This window comes from Salinifilum ghardaiensis (assembly GCF_054491345.1).
In genome coordinates, this window is sequence record NZ_CM137101.1 from 699,478 (window position 1) to 719,843 (window position 20,366).

Here is a 20,366-nt window from a genome sequence, read left to right on the forward strand (position 1 = left end):
ACACGTGTCCACGGTTGCCGCCACCCCGCCCCGCCGAACGGCACCGAAGTCCACCTGGGACTGCCGGCGCGGCCGCATCCGGCAAGCCCTCGCCGGGAAGTCCCAGATGCGGGAAGTGCGCGCGGACGAGCGTTAGACTGCGGGCGGCATCGCCGAACCCGCGCGGCTCCCCCGGGGGAGGCGGAGCGCGTCGGGCGCTGTTCGCTCAGCTGCGGCATGATGGTCGCCCGGGACGGCGTCGGCGGTGCACGTCCGCGTCGAACGCAGGACGCGATCCGAGCGAGGAGGACGTCTGGTGTCCAACCACACGACCGGTACGACAGGCAGCGAGGCGTTTCGCCGCGGCGGCAAGCTCGGACCCGCTGAACGGACCGACAACTGGCGCCGGCTCGGAAACGAGAGGTTCGACGTCCTCGTCATCGGCGGCGGGGTCACCGGTTCCGGGGTCGCGTTGGACGCGGCCACGCGCGGGCTGCGCGTGGCGATGGTCGAGGCGCGCGACTTCGCCGCCGGGACGTCGAGCCGGTCCAGCAAGCTCTTCCACGGCGGTCTGCGCTACCTCGAACAGCTCGAGTTCTCCCTCGTCAAGGAAGCCCTGACCGAGCGCGAGCTGATGCTGACCAAGATCGCGCCGCACCTGGTCAAGCCCGTCAGCTTCCTGTACCCGCTGACCCACCGCTTCTGGGAACGCCCGTACACCGCAGCCGGTCTGGCGCTGTACGACACGATGGGCGGTGCGCGTTCCGTGCCGGGGCAGAAGCACCTCACCCGCGCCGGTGCGCTGCGGATGATGCCCGCGCTGAAGAACGACGCGTTCGTCGGCGGCATCCGCTACTACGACGCGCAGGCCGACGACGCGCGGCACACGATGACCGTCGCCCGCACCGCGGCCAGCTACGGCGCGGCGATGACCACCTCCACCCAGGTGGTCGACTTCCTGCGCGATGCCGACCGGGTCGTGGGGGCGCGCGTGCGCGACACCGAGACCGGTGCGGAAACGGACGTGCAGGCGCAGACCGTCGTCAACGCGACCGGAGTGTGGACCGACGAGCTGCAGAAGCTCTCCGGCGGGCGCGGCCGGTTCCGGGTGAAGGCCAGCAAGGGCGTGCACATCGTCGTCCCCCGCGACCGCATCGTCGGTGAGACCGGCCTGATCCTGCGCACGGAGAAGTCGGTGCTGTTCGTCATCCCGTGGGACAACCACTGGATCATCGGTACCACCGACACCGACTGGAAGCTCGACCTGGCGCACCCGGCGGCCACGAAGAGCGACATCGACTACATCCTCGGCCACGTCAACGAGGTGCTGGCCACGCCGCTCGAGCACGCGGACATCGAAGGCGTCTACGCGGGGCTGCGGCCGCTGCTGTCCGGGGAGAGCGACGACACGTCGAAGCTCTCCCGCGAGCACGCGGTCGCGCGCGTGGCGCCCGGTCTCGTCGCCATCGCCGGCGGCAAGTACACGACCTACCGGGTCATGGCCGCCGACGCGGTCGACGCCGCGGCCGCCGACATCAGCGGGCGCGTGGCCTCGTCGATCACCGACGAGGTACCGCTGATCGGCGCGGACGGGTACCACGCCCTGGTCAACCAGATCGACCAGCTGGCCTCCGAGTACGGCCTGCACCCGCACCGGGTGCGCCACCTGCTCAACCGGTACGGCTCGCGGGTGCACGACGTGCTCGCGCTCGCCGCCGACAGGCCGGAGCTGCTCAAACCGGTCCCCGAGGCCGCGGACTACCTGCAGGTCGAGGTCGTCTACGGCTGCGAGCACGAAGGCGCGCTGCACCTGGAGGACGTGCTCACCCGGCGCACCCGCATCTCGATCGAGTACCCGCACCGCGGTGTCGACTCGGCCGAGCCGGTGGCGCGGCTGATGGCCGAGACCCTCGGTTGGGACGACGCGCGGATCGCGCGCGAGGTGGAGGTGTACACCAAGCGCGTCGAGGCCGAGCGGGACTCGCAGATGCAGCCCAGCGACGAGGCGGCCGACGCGACCCGTTCCGCCGCGCCGGAAGCGCGGGAGAACCTCGCTCCGCTCGACGTGGGCTGATCCGGACGGCCCGTCGAGGTCGGCCTCCCGCCGCAGGCCGGCGTTCGCGCACCGCGGGCCCTCCGCCGAGCTCTTCAGCCCCGCCGCGCGCTCGGCGGGTCCGAGCCGCACTCGGTGAGCAGCTCCTCCACCTGGGCGAGCAGCCGTCGCGCGTCGACCGGGGCGAGCGTGCTCCACTCCTGCCCGGACGGCGTGCTGCGGCGCAGTTGCAGGTAGCGGCCGCGCTCGGTGTCGAAGAACCCGACCACGTGCCCGGCGCGGACGCGGTTGCCCCGGTGGTCCCGGGCCGCTGCGCCGAACTGCCCCTGGAAGCGCGCGCCGCGCACCATGTCGGTGACCGCCGCCGCGTCGTCGCGGCGCACGCCCCGGGATTGCAGCGCCGCGGTGAGCCCGTGCACGTCGTCACCGGCCTCCGCGGCGGCCGCGTCGAGGTCGGCGCTGGGCACCGACACCGAACGCCCCGGGCCGGCGGGCGCTTCCGGCAGCACGGACAGGGCCTGCCGCGGCAGCCCCCCGGCCGCGACCGGGTGCAGCGTGATCGCGTCACCGTCCTTGACCGCCAGCACCGCCCGCTGGCCGCCGGTCCCGGCGGCCAGCGCCCGCACGCTGCGCCCGAGCCACAGGCGGGCGTCCACCTCGCGAGCGGGACTGGTGAGCACCTCCAGGTGCGCTGCCAGTTCCGGATCCGGCTCGGTGGGACCGGCGAGCCCGCGTCCGATGAGCGCCTGCCAGGCGTCCGCGGCGATGCGCGCGCGCTCGGTGTGCGTGCGCCCCGGCGAGGGCACGGTGAGCACGAGCGGGACGGGGTGCAGGTCGAGGTGCTCGACGAGGACGTCGAGCTCCACGGCGGACAGGGCGACGGGACGGGTCGCGTGCCGCTCGCTCTCGCCGATGCCGATCACCGGTCCGGATCACCCCCGATGACCGGCACCGCCGTGGTGTGCGGAGCGTCGAAGAAGCCTCCCCCGCGGCCGAGGTCCTCGGTGACGGTTCCCCCGGTCGCCTCGTCCCCGTCGTCCGCGCCGTCCCGGGACGTGCCGGCTCCGCCGCGGGGGACGGCCGTGCCGGTGCGGGAGGTCGTCCCGGTGCGGGAAGGTGCGGTGGCGCCGGAGATCGTGCCGCCGCGGGAGGGCGCGGCGGCCCCCGGCTGCGCCCGGCCGGGGAGCGGCTGCTCACCGGGGCGCGCGGTGGCGCCGCCCGCGCCGGGCGCGGCGGTCCAGCTCAGGGTGACCGCGCGTTCGGCCGAGCCCCCCGGTGCGGGTGCGGGCGCGGTCCCCGCGTCCACGACCGGCCGCGGCGGCCGGTCGAACGCGGCCAGCGCGGTGGTGTTCGCCGCGGTGGAGCTCTCGTAGCTGCGCATCACGTCGTGGGCGCGCTGTTCGGCGGCCGCCTTGCGGGCTTCCTGGTGCTCGTAGTCGGTCTGCCCGCCGAAGAGGTGCGTCAGCAGCGTCGTCGCCGGACCGGGTTCTTCGGCGGTCACGTGCACCGGCGGGGGCATGTCGCGGCGGGCGCGGCTGATGAACTCGGCCTGCTGCTCGGCCCGCTCCCGCATGGTGGCGGCCGCGTGGCGGGCTCGTGCGGCCCACTCCGCGAGGGGGCGGAGTCCGTCGCGGGCGCTGTCGGCGGCCGCGCCTTCCCAGTCGGCTGCGGCGGAGCGCACGGCGGTGGCGATCCCCTCGTCGATCTCGTCGAGCGCCCGGGTGAGCTCGCCCCAGCGGCGCGCCGGGTCGGTGGAGCCGTCGGGCCCGGGCCCGCTGTTGATCTGCGCGAAGAGCTCGGCATGGCTGTAGCCCTGCCAGCGGTGGTCGCTCATGTTCATCCCCTCGGGGGCAGTCGGCGCGCGGTCAGCAGCCGCTGTCGCGGAGATCGGCCGCGTTGTCCTCGTCGAGGCGCCGGTACTGGTCGTCGGCGCGGTTCAACGATTCGACCGCGTTCTGCAGCTGGTCGCGGTAGTCGCACAGGGCGGTCAGCGCGTCGTCACCGCCCTCGACGGAGCGCTGGTTGAACTGCTCGGCGGCGTGCGTGCTGACGGGGTCGCCCGCCCACGGGCGGATGCGCAGTTCGGTGATCGCGTGCTCGATCTGCACGCCGACGTCGTCCAGCGACCCCTGCAGGGAGCTGACCAGGTTCGGGATGGCCGACGGTTCGATGCGCACCGATCCGTCCGAACCGCGTGGTCCGGGGACGGCTTCGCCCGGTGAACTCGCTGGCACGGTGTACCTCCCACACGGAGCCCGCGCTCCCGCACCGCGGCGGTGGGTCGCGGGCACGGCGCACGATTCCGCGGCCACTCTAGTCACTGATCCGCGCCGCGCGGGAGGCGCTGCGCGGAGGACGCCCGCACTCCGCGCAGCGGGTCCGCCCGTCACTGGCTCGGTTCGACGCTCCCGCCCCGTTCCGCGCCCGGTTCGCCGGAGGTGAGGGTGGCCACGGCCTCCTCGGCGACGTGGTGGGCCCCGCTGCACAGCTGCTCGAGCGGTGGGGGCGGGTGCCCGCCGTCGTCGCGGTAGAGCACGTCGATGTGCTGCCCCTGCGCGGTGCTCACGGCGACGTTGCAGGACAGGTTGAGCCCCGGTGTCTTGATGACCAGCGCGGGGAAGTCCTGCACCGTCGTCCGGGTGGCTTCCACCTGCGCCGTGTCGTCGGTCCACAGGCTCATGTCCTCGGTGGCGACCAGGGCGATGCGGGCGCCGACCCGCGCGGTGGTGTTGCGGTGGCTGCACGCCGGTGCGTCGGAGAACCCGGCGTCGACGTTCGCGACGGGGGCGCGGTCGAAGCCGAGCTGCTCGCGCTGGTCGTCGGTGAGCAGCGCGCACGGGTCGACCCCGTTCAGCGGGACGTCGGCGGGGCGTTCCGGCGGCGGGGCGCTGCTGCTCGTCGGGGGAGGGGGCGGTGGTGGCGGTGCTGTGTGGGCGGAGCGCTCGTCCGGGCTGGACAGGGCGCATCCGGAGAGCACTGCGGTGCAGGCGGCGAGCGCTCCGCCGGTGAACCGCCGACTCGTCCTGGTCCGTGCGCGGGGCATGTGATCACCGTAGCGGAGAGGCTCTCCGCGCCGGAGGAGCTCGGCCACCCGTGGTGGCCGCTCCGCTACCGCCGGAAGGCCCCGCTGCACAGGGCGATCACCAGCGGGATGAGCAGCACCAGTCCCAGCTGCTTCATCGTCAGCAGCAGCGCGACGCCGAGCAGCGCCACCCCCGCGATCAGCGCCACCCGGCGCAGCGGGAACCCGCTCCCGCCCGAGCGGGCGGGTGGTCGCGCCTGCGCCGGGGCGGCCGGTTCGAGCACGTCGGGACGCGGGGAGGGCAGGTCGGCGAAGAGGGGGAGCAGATCGGAGCGGAAGCGCGCCGCCGCGGCGTCCTGGCAGCGCTGGTCGTACTCGGCGAGTTCCAGCCGGCCGGCGGAGAAGTGCTCACCGAGCAGCCGCATCGCTTGCTGGCGCTCGGAGTCGCCGATGCGCACGTCCCGGTCCACACCGCCATCCTAGGCGTTTCGGGCACGCCGGAAACAGCAGCGGGAAGCTGCCGGAGCGGTCCTGACCGCGCGGACGGGTCCGGTGCGCGGCACCGGACCCGGCGCGGCACCCGGGCGGACGGGCACCACGGACCCGTCCGACGCGGGTGGTCAGCTGTGCACGAGCTGCCCGGTCCCCCGCTCGGACTCCTGACCGGCCGGAGCGGGGTCCGCCTCGGCCTCCGGGTTGAGCAGCGGCGGCTCCGAGGGCTGGTGCAGCCGCTCGTCGTCGATCAGGCCCTCGGTGCGCGCCACCACCGTCGGCACGACGATCTGCCCGGCGACGTTGGTCATGGTGCGCATCATGTCGAGGATCGGGTCCACCGCGTAGGCGATGGCGATGCCGGTGGCCACGACCTGCGGCGGGAAGCCGAGCGCGGACACGGTGAGCGTGAGCATCGTGAACCAGCCGGTGACGCCGGCCGTGGCGATCGCGCCGAACACGGCGACGAGCACGATGATGACGTACTGGGTCGCCCCGAGCTCGATGCCGAACATGTTCGCGATGAAGATCGACCCGATGGCCGGGTAGATCGCGGCGCAGCCGTCCATCTTCGTGGTCGTCGCCAGCGGCACCGCGAAGTTCGCGTACGCGGGCTGCACGCCGAGGTTCTCCGCGGTCTGCCGGGACAGCGGCAAGGTCGCGCTGGACGAGCGCGACACGAACGCGAACTGCAGCACGGTCCACGCCTTGCTGAAGAACCGCAGCGGGCTCACCCGGGCCACCGTCGCCAGCAGCACGGGGTAGACGACGAGCAGCACGAGCGCGCAGGCCACGTAGGTGGCGCCGGTGAGCTTGAGCAGCGGCGCGAAGAACTCGTTGCCGTAGGTGGCCACGGCGTTGCCGATCAGCCCGAGGGTGCCGAGCGGAGCGAGCCGGATGATCCAGCCCAGGATCCGCTGGATGATCTCGAACAGGGAGCGGTTGAACGAGACGAACGGCGCGGCCTTGTCCCCCAGGCCGTAGGTCGCGGCCCCGACGAGCAGGGCGATGAACACGACCTGCAGGGTCTCGCCGTCGGCGAAGGCGCTGACCAGGTTGTCCGGCACGAGACCGGTGAGCAGGTCCAGCCACGAACCGGCTGATTTCTCCCCGACCTCGCGCACGTTCTCCGGGTCGGGGGCCAGGGAGGTGCCGTCACCCGGCTGGAACAGCCTGCCGATGACCAGGCCGATGATCACGGCGATGAACGACGTGGTCGCGAACCACAGCGCCGTCTTGCCGCCGAGGCGCGCCGCGGTGCGCCCGCCGCCGATGTTGCGCAGGCTGTTGATGCCCACGACGATCGCCGTGAAGATCAGCGGCAGCACGGTGAACGTGAGCAGGTTGGTGAACGTCGAGCCGATCGTGTCCAGCGCGGTGGTCAACCAGTCGGCTCCGGTGGCTCGCGCGAGCCAGCCGAGCCCGGCGCCGGCGACCAGCGACGCGAGGACGAGGACGGCGAAGATCTTCGGGTTGAACCGGAAGCGGCGGCGCGCCGCCGCCGGCGCGGTGGAAGATGCCGAGGTGGGCACGGGGCTCTCCTGAGATCGCTGGACGCGGCCGCTCCGCCGCGGGCGCTCCGAGCGCGCCGGCGGGGGGAGCGGACCGTGGGCTTTCCCGTCGTGACTGCGGGCACCGGTGCGGTGCCGGCCGGGTGGTGCCGGCCTGGGAAGCGTCCGGTCAGCGACAGATGGCGCTGGCCTGCAGTCGCAGGTCGACGTGCAGGCGGCTGGTCAGCAGGAGGAGCCGCGGGTGTCCCATCACGGTCAGTTGTAACTCGATCGGGGCGCCCTGGCATTCCCCGGGGGCGGGATTTGTGCCCGAGTTCATCCGGGTGTCGCAGTGCTGCACCGATTTTCGCGAGAAGACGTCACTGCTGCGTGTTGCGCTGACCCCGCAACGTGACGATGTCCGCGGTGTCACGGGGATGCCGGCGTCAGGGAAGCCGGTGTCGGGGGATGCCGGCGTCACGCCGTCCACAGGGTCACGACGTCCACCCCGACCTCGGCGAGCAGGCTCCGCGTCAGCGGCAGGCTGATGCCGAGCACGCTGGAAGGATCGCCGTCCACGCCCTCCACGAACCAGCCGCCGAACCCCTCCAGCGTGAAACCTCCTGCCACGTGCAGCGGTTCACCGGTGCTGACGTAGGCGTCCACCTCGGACCCGCTCGGCGTGCCGAACCGCACCGTCGTCGCCCGGTGCGCCTGCGCGCGGGCCGCCGGGCGCCCGGCGCTGATCCGCACCACCGCGTGCCCGGTCAGCAGCGTGCTCTCGGAACCCGCGTTGCGCAGCCAGCGCTGCTCGGCCGCCGCGGGCGTGCCGGGCTTGCCCGCGAGCTCGCCGTCGGGCGTGCGCAGCATCGAATCGCAACCCACGACCACCGCCTCGCCGAACTCCTCCGCGACCGCGGCGACCACCGCCTCGGCCTTGGCGGCCGCGAGCGCGAGCACCTGCTCGGCCGGGCCCGCGTCACCGGCGCGCCGCAGCACCGCCTGCTCGTCGACACCGGACACGCGGACGACCGGATCGACCCCCGCGGAGCGGAGGACGGAGAGGCGGGCGGGGGAAGCGGAAGCCAGCACGAAACGCACGGGGGAGAGTTTAGGGTATGCGCCGGAAGCGGCTTCGCCGCTTGCCTGACGAGTCGGTGCGCGGCCGAACGATGCGAACTGTTTCGCATCGGATTGCAGCGGTGGTCGCGGTCGTGTCGTGGGCGCCTTCGGCGCTGCCGCGCCGAGAACGAGGCGGTGGCCCGAACAGGCCCCGGGTCGTCGCGGACAGGGGGCGTTCTAGGCTGAACGAATGACGACTCCTGCGCTGCTGGACCCGGAGACGCTGCGCACGCGCCTGGTGGAGCACGGCCCGTACGCGGCTCTGGACGTGGTGACCGTGACCGGGTCGACGAACACCGATCTCGTCGCGGCCGCCGGCCGGGGCGCGGTCGACCGCACCGTGCTCCTCGCCGAGGAGCAGCGCACCGGGCGGGGACGTCGCGACCGCTCCTGGATCTCCCCGCGCGGTTTCGGCCTGCACGCCAGCGTGCTGCTGCGACCGGAGCTCCCGCTGGCGTCCCTGGCGCGCCTGCCGGTCGTGGCCGGGCTGGCCGCGGCGGAGACCATCAGCACCGGCTACCTGCTGCCGGTGTCGTTGAAGTGGCCCAACGACGTGCTCATCGGCGAGCCGGGGCGCAAGGTCGCGGGCATCCTCGCGGAGACCACCACCGGCGGGGGCGGTGCGGCCGCGGTGCTCGGCATGGGGATCAACGTGCACCACGCGCGCGAGGACCTGCCGCAGCAGGCCGGCGCCGCCGAGCCGACCTCCCTGGACGCCGAGGGGGCCGGTGTCGACCGGGAGGAGTTCGCGGTGCAGCTGCTGCGCGAGTTCGCCCGCTTCGAGGGCATGTGGCGCGCGGCCGGGGGCGACCTCGCCCGCGCCGGTCTGCTCGAGCGCTACCGGCGCCACTGCGGCACGATCGGACGGCAGGTGCGGGTGGATCTCACCGACGGCGCGCTGCACGGCACCGCGGTGGACGTCGACGACACCGGCGGCCTGCTGCTGCGCACCGAGTCCGGCGAGCTCACGGCGGTCTCCGCCGGCGACGTGGTGCACCTGCGCCCCGCGGGGACGTGACCGGCGGAACGTGATCAGCGGGAGCAGCCGGATTGGTAATACTGAGTCGCACCACCGGCTGCGAGTACCGCTGACGGTGCTCGGGGCGCGGAGCATCCGCGACGACACGCCCGGGCGGACGCGTCCGGGCGGTCGACCGCAGGCGCGCTGATCCACCGGGAGGACCGCCCGGGGAGATCGGCAGCAGCTCCCGGTGCGGTGCTTCCGGCGGGTACGGTGCTCGCGAGAGCCGTCGAACCTCGGGAGGAAACGCGGTGGCCTACCCTGACGCCCTGCTCGGGGAGGACGAGGACGTGGTGGTGCACGCGCACCCCCACTGGAAGAAGCTCGTCCTCCCGGTCCTGGTGCTGTTCGCCGTGGTCGGCGGCGGTTCCTACCTCGCCGCGCTGGCCGCCCCGCTGTCGTGGCACGCGATCGCCTGGGGCGCGCTGGGAGTCCTCGCCGCGGTCATCCTCGTCCCGGCCACGCTGACCCCCGTGCTGCGGCGGCAGACCACGCACTTCGTCGTGACCACGCACCGCATCATGGTCCGCGAGGGCGTGTTCACCCGCAGCGGCGTGGACATCCCGCTGCAGCGGGTCAACTCGGTGCAGTTCCGGCACGGCCTCGTCGACCGGATCTTCGGCTGCGGCACGCTCGTGGTCGAGTCGGCGTCCGAGAACCCGCTGGAGTTCGAGGACATCCCGCACGTCGAGCAGGTGTACACGCGGCTGTACCAGGAGGTCCCCGCGCCGGGCGGCGAGGACCACGGCCGGCGCGACGCGGTGGAGGAGCGTTGATGGACGCTTGGGAGTCCGGCCTGCCGATGCGCACGCCCGACGAGGACCTGCCGAGCGCGGTGACGATCTGGGAGGTCGGTCCGCGCGACGGGCTGCAGAACGAGAGCGGCACGGTGCCGGTGGAGGTCAAGCGCGAGTTCCTGGAGCGGCTGACCGAGGCCGGGCTGCCGGTGGTGGAGGCGACGAGCTTCGTCCACCCGAAGTGGGTGCCGCAGCTGGCCGACGCCGCGGAGCTGCTCGAGGCCTTCCGGCCCGCCCCCGGAGTGCGCTACCCGGTGCTCGTGCCCAACGACAAGGGCCTGGACCGCGCGGTGTCCGCGGGAGTGCGCGACGTGGCGATCTTCGCCGCGGCGACGGAGAGCTTCGCCCGGCGCAACCTCAACCGCGCGCTCGACGAGCAGTTCGCCATGTTCGAACCGGTGGTGCAGCGGGCGCTGTCCGAGGGGATGACCGTCCGCGGGTACGTCTCCATGTGCTTCGGCGACCCGTGGGAAGGTCCGGTCGCGGTCGACCAGGTCGTCGACGTGGGCGAGCGGCTGCTGGACATGGGGTGCGCGCAGCTGTCACTGGGCGACACGATCGGCGCGGCCACCCCGGGCCACGTGGCCGCCCTGCTGCGCGGGTTCGCCGCAGCGGGCGCGGGGACCGACCGGCTGGCGGTGCACTTCCACGACACCTACGGCCAGGCCCTGGCCAACACCTACGCGGCGCTCCGCCACGGGGTGACCACGGTGGACTCCTCGGCGGGTGGTCTGGGCGGCTGCCCCTACGCCCGCTCGGCCACCGGCAACCTCGCCACCGAGGACCTCGTGTGGATGCTGTCCGGACTGGGCATCGAGCACGGTGTGAACCTGCGCTCCCTCGTGGACACGAGCGCGTGGATGGCCGAGCACCTCGGCAAGCCGAGCCCGTCGGGCGTCGTGCGGGCGCTGGCCCCGTGACCGCGGCACCGGAGCCGGAGCTGCGCTCGGTGCGGGGACGCCCGGTGCTCGTGTGGCGGTGCGACCGCCCGTGGCTGGCCATCTCCTCCGGGCCCTGCGGCGGTGGGCTCGGCACCCGCCGGTGGGTGCTCAACGCGATGGTGCACCGCGACTACGTCCGCCCCGACCCGGCCGCGCACGTCGACGAGATCCGCGCCGAGCTCGGCCTGCCGGGGTCCGGCGCGGGCCTGCTCACCGCGGTCGACGTGCGGGAGGCGGTCACCGCCGCGGACGCGGGCGTGCAGGCCTGCGTCACCACCGGCGTGACCGACCCGGTGTGGGCCGCCGCCCCGGAACCGGCGCTGCACGCCCCGGAACCGGGCACGATCAACGCGGTGTGCTTCTCACCGGTGCGGCTCAGCGACGCGGCCCTGGTCAACGCGGTCTCCACCGTCGCGGAGGCGAAGGCCCAGGCACTGGTCGAGGCCGGCGTGGCCGGCACCGGCACGGTCACCGACGCGACCGCGGTGCTCTGCCCGCCCGACGGTCCCGCGGAGGACTACGGCGGGCCGCGCTCGCGCATCGGCTCCTCGCTCGCGCGGGCCGTGCACCGGGCCGTGACCGGTGGGCTGCGGAGCGGGGGCTGAGCCGGCGCGGGCGCGGTCCCCCGCCGACGGGTACCTCCGCCCGCGGGCCGCGGACTGCTCCGCGCGGGTCAGATCGGCTGGTTGAGCGCCTTCTCCTTGCGCGCGGCCACGGTCGACCCGGATTCGCGGCTCGCCATGCGGCGCAGCACCACCGGGGCGACGAGCATCCCGACGACCGCCCACGTGCCGAGGACGCCGAGGGTCTCCAGGTGCCGCCACGACTCGCCGATCTCGGCGACGGCCATCTGGTCGGGCAGCAGCGCCGAGCGCATCCCCAGCCCCGTCCAGTACAGCGGGAAGACCTGCGCGATCACCTGCACCCACGTGGGGAACACCGTGATCGGGAAGAAGATCCCCGAGATCACCACCAGCCCCATGATGGGCACCATGATGAAGCCCATCTGCCGCGGGTTGGAGAACAGCGAGCCGAACACCGCGCCGATGGGCAGCGTGGCCACGAGGCCGAGCGCCGCCACCCACAGGAACGTCGCCCACGAGCTCAGCGAGGCGAGCTCGAGCCCGTCGAAGAACACGGCCCCGGGGAGGAGCAGGATCAGCAGGCTGACCGCGGTGATCCCGCCGAGCATGACGATCTTGCCGGCGAGGTAGGTGACCATGCCGTGCGGGGTGGCCTTGGCCCGCAGCAGGGTGCCGTCCTCGCGGTCCACCGTCAGCGCCTGCGTGGCGTTGACCATCCCCGTGAACACCACGGTCATGCCGAGCACGCTGGGCAGCGTCATCGCCGCGAGCGAGAACCCGGTTCCCTCCACGGTGGAATCGCTCTGGGTGCTCATCACGATGAGGAACACCACGGGCGGGAACAGGTAGCCCCACAGGTCCTGGCCGCTGGTGAACGTGTGCCGCAGCTCGACGAACCCGCGGCGGAACGCGAGGCGCGCGGTGTGCCCGGTCACGGCTGCTCCTCCCCGGTGGTGAAGGCGAACCGGTCGATGTCCTGCCCCGACTCGAAGGCGCGGACCAGTGCCATGTAGGTGTCCTCCAGCGTGGCGCGGCGCACCTCCAGCTCGGTGACCGCCTCGTGCCGGTTGAGCAGGTCGCGGACGAAGGGGGTCGGGTCGGCGGTGCTGTGCGCGTGCCGCTGCCCGTCGAGCGTCCAGCGGACCTCGGTCTCGCTGGAGACCTGGCGCGAGAGCTCCTCGGCCGTTCCGCCGGCGAGGATCCGCCCGCCGGCGAGGACGAGGATCCGGTCGGCGAGCTTCTCGGCCTCGTCGAGGTCGTGCGTGGTCAGCAGGATCGTGGTGGCCTCGTCGGCGGCGAGCTGGTGCACCAGCTCGTGGAACTCGCGGCGGGCCTGCGGGTCGAAGCCCACCGTCGGCTCGTCGAGGAACAGCAGCTCGGGACGCCCGACGATGCCGATGGCCACGTCCAGCCGGCGGCGCTGCCCGCCCGAGAGCGATCCGACGCGCTTCGCGCCGTGCTCGGCCAGCCCCACGGTCTCCAGCAGCACGTCCACGTCCCACGGCCGCTCGATCCCGGGGGCGGTGAACGGGCGGTAGTGCTCCCCCAGGTACTGCAGCAGCTCCCGGACGTTCCACTTGGCGTGGTCCCGCCAGGACTGCAGCACGATGCCCAGCCGCGCGCGCCAGCGCTCGCCCGCGTGCTCCGGGTCGGCGCCGAGCACCTGCGCGTCACCGCCGGAGCGGGCGCGGAACCCCTCGAGCACCTCGACGGTCGTCGTCTTGCCCGCGCCGTTCGGGCCGAGCAGCGCGAGCACCTCACCGCGCCGCGCGGTGAACGAGACCCCGGTGAGCACGTCGGTGCTCCCGTAGCGCATGCGCAGGTCGTGCACGTCGACCGCGGTCTCGGCGCGGGGGGCTTGCGCGGAGACCTGCGCGGTCTTCCCCAGTTCCATCGGTCCTCCGCACGGGAGCGGTCGCAGGTGGCGACCGCGGGGCGAACTCCTCGGATGCCCGCCCACGCTACCGGAGGGAACGCCTCCGGTGCAGCAACGCCGCCCGGATCCGCGCTGGCGGCGGTCCCGGAAAACCGAGGTGGCGCGGGGCAACCTCCGCTGCCCGGGCGCGTCCCAGGGGTGTGGGGACGAACCGGATGAAGGGGACGGGCATGAACCGACGGACGCGATACCTGCGCGGGGTGGTCTCGGTGGCGAGCGCGAGCGCTCTGGCGGTGGGAGTGCCCGCCGCAGCAGCGGGCGCGAGCGGTGAGCCGCGGCCCGCCGGCGCCTCCGCGCCGATCTGCGACTACCAGCCCGGCGCCACGGCACGGGTGGCGGGATCGGCGATCGACGACCGCTACGAATCCGAGGTCGGGCTGCGGCAGATGCTCGGCGAGCCGGTGGCCGAGGAGGTCGTCGACGGCGGGCTGCACTACCGCGAGTACGAGAACGGCAGGTTGTACTGGACGGAGGCGACGGGAGTCCGGGAGTCGCACGGGGACGTCCTGGCGAAGTACCTCGCCCGCGGTGGTCACGAGGCGTTCGGCGCACCCATCACCGACGAGTGCGCCACGGCGGACGGCCGCGGCCGCTACAACCACTTCACGGGCACCAGCGCGACCGGGACCACCTCGGTCTACTGGCGTCCCGACCTGGGCGCCCACCTCATCCACGGACCGGTGCGCGAGCACTGGGAGAACGCGGCGTGGGAAACCGGAACCTACGGCTACCCCGCGACCGACACGATGTCCACACCGGACGATTCCGGGCTGTTCGGGCACTTCACCGGTGGGGACGGGCTCGGCGCGTCGATCTACTGGACGCCGGACTCCGGCGTGCACGGCGTGCAGGGGCAGATCCGGCAGCACTGGGCGGACCTGGACTGGGAACGCTCCTACCTGGGCTACCCCACCTCGGACGAGTTCGACACGCCCACCGGCAAGCGCAGCAACTTCCAGGGCGGCTACATCACCTGGAACGCCCGCACCGGTGAGACGCAGGACTTCAGCTGGTGAACGGGCCCCGCTGCTCGCAGCGGATCCCCGGCCGCGCCGGCCGGTGCCGCGGCAACGCCCGGCACGCACCGGGGTCCGCCGCGCAGCACAGGTCCGGCGGGCAGCACAGGTCCGGCGGGCCCCGCCGGACCGGCCACCTCGGCGGTGGCGCACGTCCACCGCCGAGGCGGTTCCGAGCCCGGTCGGCGGAACGCCGCCTCGGCGGGGTGCGCGCCCCGCGTGCTGCGCTAGCGCGCGGCGCCGACGAACTCGGCCAGGTCGGCGCTCTGCTGCAGCCGCGATGGCTCGTGCACGTACATCATGTGCCCGGCCGAGTAGTAGCGGACGTCGATGTTGCCGTACAGCTGCTGCGGGATCTTCAGCTGCGCCAGCGTGTGCTCGGCCGCGTAGTACGGCGTCGCCCCGTCGGTGCGCCCGCAGGCCACGTGCACCCGCAGGTGCGGGTTGGTCCGCATGGCGGCGCCGAGGTTGTCCACAACGGACACGCTCTGACCCTCGAACTCCTTGTACGACCACGGGTGCACCCGGCGGCTGAGCACCTCGTACGGCAGGTCGTTGCGGTAGCCGAGCTCCTCGCGCACGTAGTGGTTCAGCGCCGCCGAGTACGCCCCGCGGATGCCGGAGATCGCCGGGTCGTCGGTGAACTTCTCGCCCGCGGCGTCCGGTTCCCAGCCGGTGAACCGCCCGTCCATCCGGCCGACCGTCAGCCGCCGGTCCCGCAGCAGCTCGGTGAAGAACCGCAGGTGCTCGATGCGCAGGTTCGCGCGGTCCACGTAGTCCTCGGACAACCCGGTCAGCTGCGCGGTGCGCCGCACGATCCCCGCGCGCTCCTCCGCGGACAGCCGCGCGCCCCGCGCCAGCGCCCACGGGTAGTCGCGGGAGGCGAACTCCTCCGCCTCGGCCAGCACCTCGTGCAGCGGGCGGTCGCCGTGCTTGCCGTGGTGGTGCGCGATCGCCGCGTACGTCGGCAGGTACAGCGCGTACGGCAGGTCGTTGCCCTCGGTGAACCGGATCGTTCCCATGTCCAGCACCGAGGACAGCAGGATCAGCCCGTTCGGGTACCAGCCGCAGTTCTCCTGCATGTGCTCGGCCAGCGCCGCCGCGCGGATCGTGCCGTACGACTCGCCGGCGAGGTACTTCGGCGACAGCCAGCGCCCGTTGCGCGTGGTCCACAACCGGATGAGCTCGCCGACGGACTCGATGTCGCGCTGGTAGCCGTGGAAGTCGTCCGGCTTGCCGCCCTCCACGGCGCGCGAGTAGCCGGTGGAGACCGGGTCGATGAACACGAGATCGCTGTGCGCCAGCAGGGTCTCCGCGTTGTCGGTGAGCCCGTACGGCGGTGCGGCGAGGTCGCCCGCGTCGCCGGAGAGCACCCGGCGCGGTCCGAGCACGCCGAGGTGCAGCCACGTGCTCGACGCGCCCGGGCCACCGTTGAACGCGAACGTGACCGGGCGGCGCGTGCTGTCGGCGACGTCGGCCACGTACGAGGTCACGAACACCTCGGCCTTGGGCTTGTGGCCGTGGAACGTGCCCTCCTCGTGCACCTCCTCGCGCAGCACCATCCGCCCCGCGGTCGCCGTGTAGGAGAGCTCGCCCTCCCTCGTGCTGATCGTGTGGTGGGTGCTGACGAGATCGTCCACCGCGGCCGGGGTCTCGGCGGAGGTCTGCTCCTCCCCGGCCTTGCTGTCCCCGGCCTTGCTGCTCCCCGTCCTGCTCTCCTCGGTTCCGTCTCGCTGCGTCATACCGCCACACTACGTGCGCGCCCCGCGCGGCGATCGCGTTTCGCACCGATCCGCCGGTGTGTCGGGTGGTGCGGGGATGCGGACCCCTGGTAGCGGCGCTGCGGGGTGCGGAGGGCCGGTGGCCGATCGGCGAGGACGGCGCGCGGGCACCGGTGGCGGTCCGCGCGGAGGGCGTCCGGGAGACTGGGGCCATGTCCGCGGACGCCGTTGCGCACATCGCTTCACTGGGCGAACTCGACCGGGAGGTCACCTCGTGCCGCGCCTGCCCGCGGCTGGTGGAGTGGCGCGAGGAGGTCGCCCGGGTCAAGCGGGCCGCGTTCCGCGACGAGGAGTACTGGGGCCGCCCGGTGCCCGGTTTCGGCGCGGAGGACGCGGCGATCGCCGTCGTCGGCCTGGCACCCGCCGCGCACGGCGCGAACCGGACCGGGCGGATGTTCACCGGCGACCGCTCGGGTGAGGTGCTCTACCGCGCGCTGTACGACGCGGGGCTGGCCTCCCGCCCGGAGTCGGCGCACCGCGGCGACGACCTGGAGCTGTTCGGCACGCGCATCACCGCCCCGGTGCGCTGCGCGCCTCCGCAGAACAAGCCGACCCCGCAGGAGCGGGACACCTGCCGCCCGTGGCTCGCGCGCGAGCTGCAGCTGCTGCGCCCCACGCTGCGGGTGGTGCTCGCGCTCGGCGCGTTCGGCTGGCAGGCCGTGCTGCCCGTGCTGGGACAGGCGGCTTGGCAGATCCCGCGACCGCGGCCCAAGTTCGGCCACGCGGCCGAAGCGGTGCTGCCGGCCACCGACGGGGGAGCGGACCTGCACCTGCTCGGCTGCTACCACGTCAGCCAGCAGAACACCTTCACCGGCAGGCTCACCCCGGAGATGCTGCGCGGGGTGCTGGAGCGGGCGAAGGTCCTGGCGGGGATCGGGTGAGGTCCAACACCCCGCTCATAACGCTTGCCGTTATTAACGTGCTACGTTAAAATTATGCTGCGATCTTTCGCTGACAAGGAGGCCGAGCGCGTATGGCACCGACGTCGTTCGCGGATGCTCGATCCGAAGGTTCAGCGGGCGGCTCTGCGTAAGCTCGCCATCCTCGATGCGGCGGAGACCCTGGAGGATCTGCGGGTCCCACCTGGAAATCGGCTGGAGAAGCTGAGCGGTGATCGGGCTGGTCAGTACAGCATCAGGATCAACCAGCAGTGGCGGATCTGCTTTGCGTGGACGTCAGCCGGACCCGAGAACGTCGAGATCGTGGACTACCACTGAAGGGTGCTGAGGATGTCTGACGAGTGCGTCATGCCCCCGGTTCATCCCGGGGAAGTCCTGGCCGAGGAGTACTTGGAGCCGCTCGGCGTCACACAGCACCGTGTGGCCGTGGCGATCGGCGTTCCACCGCGCCGGATCAACGAGATCGTGCACGGCAAGCGGGGGGTCTCGGCCGACACGGCGCTGCGGCTCGCGCGCTTCTTCGGCACGTCCGAGCGGTTCTGGCTCAACCTCCAGTCCCGCTACGACTTGGAACGTCAGAGGGACGCCCTCGCCGACACGCTGCCGCGCATCCAGCCGCTGTCGGCCTGACGACGGCTGGGCGAGCCTGTCGTTGTGCGAAGCGGAGCCGAGCCTGTTCACCGTGGCGCAGATCGCGGCGTTGACGACGGAGATGGAGACTCGGCACCTCCGCCTCCTCGACCTCAAGCTGATGGCGGGGCGATGACGCGCAACGGCCTGGACGTGGACGTTCTCCGCAGCAAGCTCGACGCGATCGATCGAGCGACGACGTTGCGGAGCATCACACCGCTGGATGAGCTGGTGGTGGGCGGTGGAAAGGTGCGGTGGTGCCACCAGCGCTTGTTGATCACTCGCCGGTGGTGCCGTCGATGAGCTCCCGCGCCACGTCGAGGTAACCCACGAGCAGCTCGCGCGGGCCCCGGGCGGTGGCGGGAGGCTCGCCGAGTTCGCCGAGGACGGCCGGGAAATCGTCGTTGGTTGCCGCCATGTCCGTGAACTTGGCGCGAGCTGCCGACATCTGACCCCGGCCGCTCCGGAGATCCGGCTGTGCGACGTTGCGTGGCTCAGCGGCCGGCCCACGGATTCACGAGTTCGACGCCCGTATCCTCGAAATCTTTGACGTTGCGGGTGGCCAGTACGGCTGCCCGCGCACGGCAGATGGCTGCGATCTGAGCATCGGCCGCGCTGATGGGGCGTCCGAGCGCGCAGCGCTCGCTGACCACGGCGGCGTAGTGGGCCGCCGCTGATGCGTCGAAGGGCTCGACGCGCCCGTGGAAATCGTCGTTGATCAGGGCATGAACCGCTGCTGTCAGCGAACTCCTCCGCTGTCCTTCGGGAAGGCGGGATGCACCGTGCAGCAGCTCGGCGGCTGTGATCGCGGTCGTCGCCACTTCTGTTGCGGGGAGCGAATCAAGCCACGCCAGTACGTCGGCGTCAGGCGTCGGGCGGATGACCTCGGAAAGAACGTTGGTGTCGAGGACGATCACGATTCGAACTCCGCTGCGCGAGGGGGATCCTCACGGGCGGGAAGATCGAATTCGGGCTCGTCGAGACCCGCGAACCGGGCGTGGATGCGGCTGCCCAGGCCGCGAGGAGACGGAGGCGGTGCCACGGAGGCTTGCAGGATGCTTCGGACCTCAGCCTCCATCGAGCGTCCGTGTTGCGCCGCCTGGACTCGGAGTCGTGCGTGGGTCTCGTCGTCCAGACCCCGGATCGTCAAGGTCGACATGATTTCACCCCCGAGCGCTGTCCGTGCCAGCGATGCTAGCAGTGCTAGCATCGCTGCGCCAGTCACTCCGTGGACGCGGTCGTCCGGGGATTCGTCTGCGCCGGCCAGCGGGCGGCTCTGCGCGTCGAGGACGATCACGAGCCGGAATCCGCTGCACGGGCTGCATCGCGCGATCCTGCGGTGTCCCCGCTGCGGCATAGGGTGGGCACCGGCAAACCTCGCCTATGACGGAACGGAGCACACGTGGTGCCTGCGAACCCGGAGGAGAACGTGGAGGGGACCGCTCCCGCCGTGCCGCGGCGGGAACTCGGCGGCCTCGAGGTGAGCGCCGTCGGCTACGGCGCGATGGGCCTCTCCGGCGTGTACGGGGCGGCCGAGGACGAGGACTCGCTGCGCACGCTGCACCGGCTGGTGGACCTCGGCGTCGACTTCGTCGACACCGCCGACGTCTACGGCAGCGGGCACAACGAGGAGCTCATCGGCCGCCTGCTCGCCGAGCGCCGCCGGGAGGTCGTGCTGGCCACGAAGTTCGGCATCGGCCAGGGGAGCGGCCTCGGCCGTCCCGACTACGTGCGGCGGGCGATCGACGCGAGCCTGTCGCGGCTGGGCACCGACCACGTGGACCTGTACTACCTGCACCGGGTCGACCCGACCACCCCGATCGAAGACACCGTCGGCGCGATGGGCGAGCTCGTCACCGCCGGCAAGGTGCGCCACCTGGGCCTGTCCGAGGTGAGCGCGGCGACGCTGCGGCGCGCGCACGCGGTGCACCCGATCACCGCGGTGCAGCAGGAGTACTCGCTGTTCACCCGGGAACCGGAGCGGGAGCTGCTGCCGGCGATGCGCGAGCTCGGCGTGGGGCTGGTCGCCTACTCGCCGCTGGGCCGCGGCGTGCTCACCGGGATCAACAGCGCGGCCGAGGTGGAGAACCTCGAGGCGCGGCAGCAGCGGTACCCGCGCTTCGAGGAGGAGAGCCTGCGGCGCAACATCGAGCTCACCCGGCCGCTGCGCCGGCGCGCCGAGGAGCTCGGCCTCGCCCCGGCGCAGCTGGCGCTGGCCTGGTTGCTGGCGCAGGGCGAGGACGTCGTGCCGATCCCGGGCAGCCGGCGCATCGCCAACGTGGCGGCGAACGTGCGCGCCGCGGCGGCGCAGGTCGACGAGTCGGTGATCGCGGAGCTGTCCGCCGCGTTCCCGCCCGGAGCGGCCGCGGGGCAGCGCTACCCCGACGCGGGGATGGCGCGCGTCGAGCAGTGAGCCGCCCGACCTGCGGCAGATCCGGCCCCGCCGACCACCGCGTCGGCGGGGCCGTCGCACGTGCGCCCGGCGTCGTGCTCCCCCCCGGCGCCACGACTCGAGATCGAGCTGCCGGGGGCACTCCGCAGCGGACGAGTCCGAAGGGGCAGCGGACGAGCCCGAAGGGCCCGGCGTCGGTGAGCAGCGAGGT

At 73.0% G+C, this 20,366-nt stretch carries 23 protein-coding genes; 10 read left to right on the forward strand and 13 right to left on the reverse strand.

Going from position 1 to position 20,366, the window contains the following annotated elements; all coding sequences use genetic code 11:
- Nucleotides 1-295: 295 nt before the first annotated feature.
- Nucleotides 296-2,053, forward strand: a complete 1,758-nt coding sequence (locus ACVGV0_RS03110) for a glycerol-3-phosphate dehydrogenase/oxidase (RefSeq protein WP_459158341.1) — start codon at nt 296-298, stop codon at nt 2,051-2,053.
- A gap of 74 nt (nt 2,054-2,127) precedes the next feature.
- On the opposite strand, the gene ACVGV0_RS03115 is transcribed toward ACVGV0_RS03110, so the two are convergent.
- The 7 genes from ACVGV0_RS03115 to ACVGV0_RS03145 all read right to left on the reverse strand — a co-directional run bounded on the left by ACVGV0_RS03115 (nt 2,128) and on the right by ACVGV0_RS03145 (nt 8,137).
- Nucleotides 2,128-2,955 (reverse strand): ESX secretion-associated protein EspG, encoded by an 828-nt coding sequence (locus tag ACVGV0_RS03115; RefSeq protein WP_459158342.1) that lies wholly within the window; start codon nt 2,953-2,955, stop codon nt 2,128-2,130.
- On the reverse strand, nt 2,952-3,866 hold the full coding sequence (locus ACVGV0_RS03120) for a PPE domain-containing protein (RefSeq protein WP_459158343.1): 915 nt from the start codon (nt 3,864-3,866) through the stop codon (nt 2,952-2,954). The genes ACVGV0_RS03115 and ACVGV0_RS03120 overlap by 4 nt, the downstream gene beginning before the upstream one ends.
- Nucleotides 3,867-3,897: 31 nt before the next feature.
- Complete coding sequence (locus tag ACVGV0_RS03125; protein ID WP_459158344.1) at nt 3,898-4,209, reverse strand: hypothetical protein; 312 nt, start codon at nt 4,207-4,209, stop codon at nt 3,898-3,900.
- A 209-nt stretch (nt 4,210-4,418) separates the two neighbouring features.
- Entirely contained in the window at nt 4,419-5,075 is a 657-nt protein-coding gene (locus tag ACVGV0_RS03130; RefSeq protein ID WP_459158345.1) for a DUF3558 domain-containing protein, read from the reverse strand.
- A gap of 65 nt (nt 5,076-5,140) precedes the next feature.
- A complete protein-coding gene (locus tag ACVGV0_RS03135) occupies nt 5,141-5,524 on the reverse strand; it encodes a DUF1707 SHOCT-like domain-containing protein (protein WP_459158346.1) in 384 nt (127 codons plus the stop codon).
- Between the two features lie 150 nt (nt 5,525-5,674).
- On the reverse strand, nt 5,675-7,078 hold the full coding sequence (locus tag ACVGV0_RS03140) for a dicarboxylate/amino acid:cation symporter (RefSeq protein WP_459158347.1): 1,404 nt from the start codon (nt 7,076-7,078) through the stop codon (nt 5,675-5,677).
- 435 nt (nt 7,079-7,513) lie between these two features.
- On the reverse strand, nt 7,514-8,137 hold the full coding sequence (locus ACVGV0_RS03145) for a Maf family protein (RefSeq protein ID WP_459158348.1): 624 nt from the start codon (nt 8,135-8,137) through the stop codon (nt 7,514-7,516).
- Between the two features lie 211 nt (nt 8,138-8,348).
- Between ACVGV0_RS03145 and ACVGV0_RS03150 the strand changes: the two genes are divergently transcribed.
- The 4 genes from ACVGV0_RS03150 (at nt 8,349) to ACVGV0_RS03165 (ending at nt 11,522) form a co-directional block, all read left to right on the forward strand.
- The gene (locus ACVGV0_RS03150; RefSeq protein ID WP_459158349.1) at nt 8,349-9,176 is read left to right on the forward strand and encodes a biotin--[acetyl-CoA-carboxylase] ligase; all 828 of its coding nucleotides are present in this window, start codon (nt 8,349-8,351) and stop codon (nt 9,174-9,176) included.
- Between the two features lie 254 nt (nt 9,177-9,430).
- Nucleotides 9,431-9,955 (forward strand): PH domain-containing protein, encoded by a 525-nt coding sequence (locus ACVGV0_RS03155; RefSeq protein WP_459158350.1) that lies wholly within the window; start codon nt 9,431-9,433, stop codon nt 9,953-9,955.
- A complete protein-coding gene (locus ACVGV0_RS03160) occupies nt 9,955-10,896 on the forward strand; it encodes a hydroxymethylglutaryl-CoA lyase (RefSeq protein ID WP_459158351.1) in 942 nt (313 codons plus the stop codon). Before ACVGV0_RS03155 ends, ACVGV0_RS03160 begins: the two co-directional genes overlap by 1 nt.
- On the forward strand, nt 10,893-11,522 hold the full coding sequence (locus tag ACVGV0_RS03165) for an adenosylcobinamide amidohydrolase (RefSeq protein ID WP_459158352.1): 630 nt from the start codon (nt 10,893-10,895) through the stop codon (nt 11,520-11,522). Before ACVGV0_RS03160 ends, ACVGV0_RS03165 begins: the two co-directional genes overlap by 4 nt.
- A 68-nt stretch (nt 11,523-11,590) precedes the next feature.
- Here ACVGV0_RS03165 and ACVGV0_RS03170 read toward each other — a convergent pair whose 3' ends face one another.
- The gene (locus ACVGV0_RS03170; protein ID WP_459158353.1) at nt 11,591-12,436 is read right to left on the reverse strand and encodes an ABC transporter permease; all 846 of its coding nucleotides are present in this window, start codon (nt 12,434-12,436) and stop codon (nt 11,591-11,593) included.
- A complete protein-coding gene (locus tag ACVGV0_RS03175) occupies nt 12,433-13,395 on the reverse strand; it encodes an ABC transporter ATP-binding protein (protein WP_459158354.1) in 963 nt (320 codons plus the stop codon). The genes ACVGV0_RS03170 and ACVGV0_RS03175 overlap by 4 nt, the downstream gene beginning before the upstream one ends.
- A gap of 212 nt (nt 13,396-13,607) precedes the next feature.
- Between ACVGV0_RS03175 and ACVGV0_RS03180 the strand changes: the two genes are divergently transcribed.
- Entirely contained in the window at nt 13,608-14,453 is an 846-nt protein-coding gene (locus ACVGV0_RS03180) for an LGFP repeat-containing protein (RefSeq protein ID WP_459158355.1), read from the forward strand.
- Between the two features lie 227 nt (nt 14,454-14,680).
- Here ACVGV0_RS03180 and ACVGV0_RS03185 read toward each other — a convergent pair whose 3' ends face one another.
- On the reverse strand, nt 14,681-16,195 hold the full coding sequence (locus tag ACVGV0_RS03185) for a S10 family peptidase (RefSeq protein ID WP_459158356.1): 1,515 nt from the start codon (nt 16,193-16,195) through the stop codon (nt 14,681-14,683).
- Between the two features lie 191 nt (nt 16,196-16,386).
- Between ACVGV0_RS03185 and ACVGV0_RS03190 the strand changes: the two genes are divergently transcribed.
- The 3 genes from ACVGV0_RS03190 to ACVGV0_RS03200 are packed head-to-tail and all read left to right on the forward strand — an operon-like array spanning nt 16,387 to nt 17,763.
- The gene (locus tag ACVGV0_RS03190) at nt 16,387-17,115 is read left to right on the forward strand and encodes a uracil-DNA glycosylase (RefSeq protein ID WP_459158357.1); all 729 of its coding nucleotides are present in this window, start codon (nt 16,387-16,389) and stop codon (nt 17,113-17,115) included.
- Nucleotides 17,116-17,169: 54 nt separating this feature from the next.
- The gene (locus tag ACVGV0_RS03195; RefSeq protein ID WP_459158358.1) at nt 17,170-17,451 is read left to right on the forward strand and encodes a type II toxin-antitoxin system RelE/ParE family toxin; all 282 of its coding nucleotides are present in this window, start codon (nt 17,170-17,172) and stop codon (nt 17,449-17,451) included.
- 12 nt (nt 17,452-17,463) lie between these two features.
- Nucleotides 17,464-17,763 (forward strand): HigA family addiction module antitoxin, encoded by a 300-nt coding sequence (locus tag ACVGV0_RS03200; RefSeq protein ID WP_459158359.1) that lies wholly within the window; start codon nt 17,464-17,466, stop codon nt 17,761-17,763.
- Nucleotides 17,764-18,040: 277 nt separating this feature from the next.
- Here the strand turns inward: ACVGV0_RS03200 and ACVGV0_RS03205 are convergent, their stop codons facing one another.
- From ACVGV0_RS03205 to ACVGV0_RS03215, 3 genes are all read right to left on the reverse strand, one after another.
- On the reverse strand, nt 18,041-18,181 hold the full coding sequence (locus tag ACVGV0_RS03205; RefSeq protein WP_459158360.1) for a hypothetical protein: 141 nt from the start codon (nt 18,179-18,181) through the stop codon (nt 18,041-18,043).
- A gap of 76 nt (nt 18,182-18,257) precedes the next feature.
- Nucleotides 18,258-18,680 (reverse strand): PIN domain-containing protein, encoded by a 423-nt coding sequence (locus ACVGV0_RS03210; protein ID WP_459158361.1) that lies wholly within the window; start codon nt 18,678-18,680, stop codon nt 18,258-18,260.
- Nucleotides 18,677-19,120, reverse strand: coding sequence for a FitA-like ribbon-helix-helix domain-containing protein (locus ACVGV0_RS03215; RefSeq protein WP_459158362.1), 444 nt, complete (start codon nt 19,118-19,120; stop codon nt 18,677-18,679). Before ACVGV0_RS03215 ends, ACVGV0_RS03210 begins: the two co-directional genes overlap by 4 nt.
- 45 nt (nt 19,121-19,165) lie before the next feature.
- On the opposite strand from ACVGV0_RS03215, the gene ACVGV0_RS03220 reads away from it, so the two are divergent.
- Nucleotides 19,166-20,176, forward strand: a complete 1,011-nt coding sequence (locus ACVGV0_RS03220) for an aldo/keto reductase (RefSeq protein ID WP_459158363.1) — start codon at nt 19,166-19,168, stop codon at nt 20,174-20,176.
- Nucleotides 20,177-20,366: the final 190 nt, after the last annotated feature.

What these genes read in the sequence shown, in the direction of transcription:
- ACVGV0_RS03120 (WP_459158343.1), bottom strand. Translation starts at nt 3,866, where the DNA reads ATGAGCGACCACCGCTGGCAGGGCTACAGCCATGCCGAGCTCTTCGCG.
- ACVGV0_RS03130 (WP_459158345.1), bottom strand. Translation starts at nt 5,075, where the DNA reads ATGCCCCGCGCACGGACCAGGACGAGTCGGCGGTTCACCGGCGGAGCG.
- ACVGV0_RS03150 (WP_459158349.1), top strand. Translation starts at nt 8,349, where the DNA reads ATGACGACTCCTGCGCTGCTGGACCCGGAGACGCTGCGCACGCGCCTG.
- ACVGV0_RS03160 (WP_459158351.1), top strand. Translation starts at nt 9,955, where the DNA reads ATGGACGCTTGGGAGTCCGGCCTGCCGATGCGCACGCCCGACGAGGAC.
- ACVGV0_RS03175 (WP_459158354.1), bottom strand. Translation starts at nt 13,395, where the DNA reads ATGGAACTGGGGAAGACCGCGCAGGTCTCCGCGCAAGCCCCCCGCGCC.
- ACVGV0_RS03180 (WP_459158355.1), top strand. Translation starts at nt 13,608, where the DNA reads ATGAACCGACGGACGCGATACCTGCGCGGGGTGGTCTCGGTGGCGAGC.
- ACVGV0_RS03185 (WP_459158356.1), bottom strand. Translation starts at nt 16,195, where the DNA reads ATGACGCAGCGAGACGGAACCGAGGAGAGCAGGACGGGGAGCAGCAAG.
- ACVGV0_RS03190 (WP_459158357.1), top strand. Translation starts at nt 16,387, where the DNA reads ATGTCCGCGGACGCCGTTGCGCACATCGCTTCACTGGGCGAACTCGAC.
- ACVGV0_RS03195 (WP_459158358.1), top strand. Translation starts at nt 17,170, where the DNA reads ATGCTGCGATCTTTCGCTGACAAGGAGGCCGAGCGCGTATGGCACCGA.
- ACVGV0_RS03200 (WP_459158359.1), top strand. Translation starts at nt 17,464, where the DNA reads ATGTCTGACGAGTGCGTCATGCCCCCGGTTCATCCCGGGGAAGTCCTG.
- ACVGV0_RS03205 (WP_459158360.1), bottom strand. Translation starts at nt 18,181, where the DNA reads ATGGCGGCAACCAACGACGATTTCCCGGCCGTCCTCGGCGAACTCGGC.
- ACVGV0_RS03215 (WP_459158362.1), bottom strand. Translation starts at nt 19,120, where the DNA reads ATGCCGCAGCGGGGACACCGCAGGATCGCGCGATGCAGCCCGTGCAGC.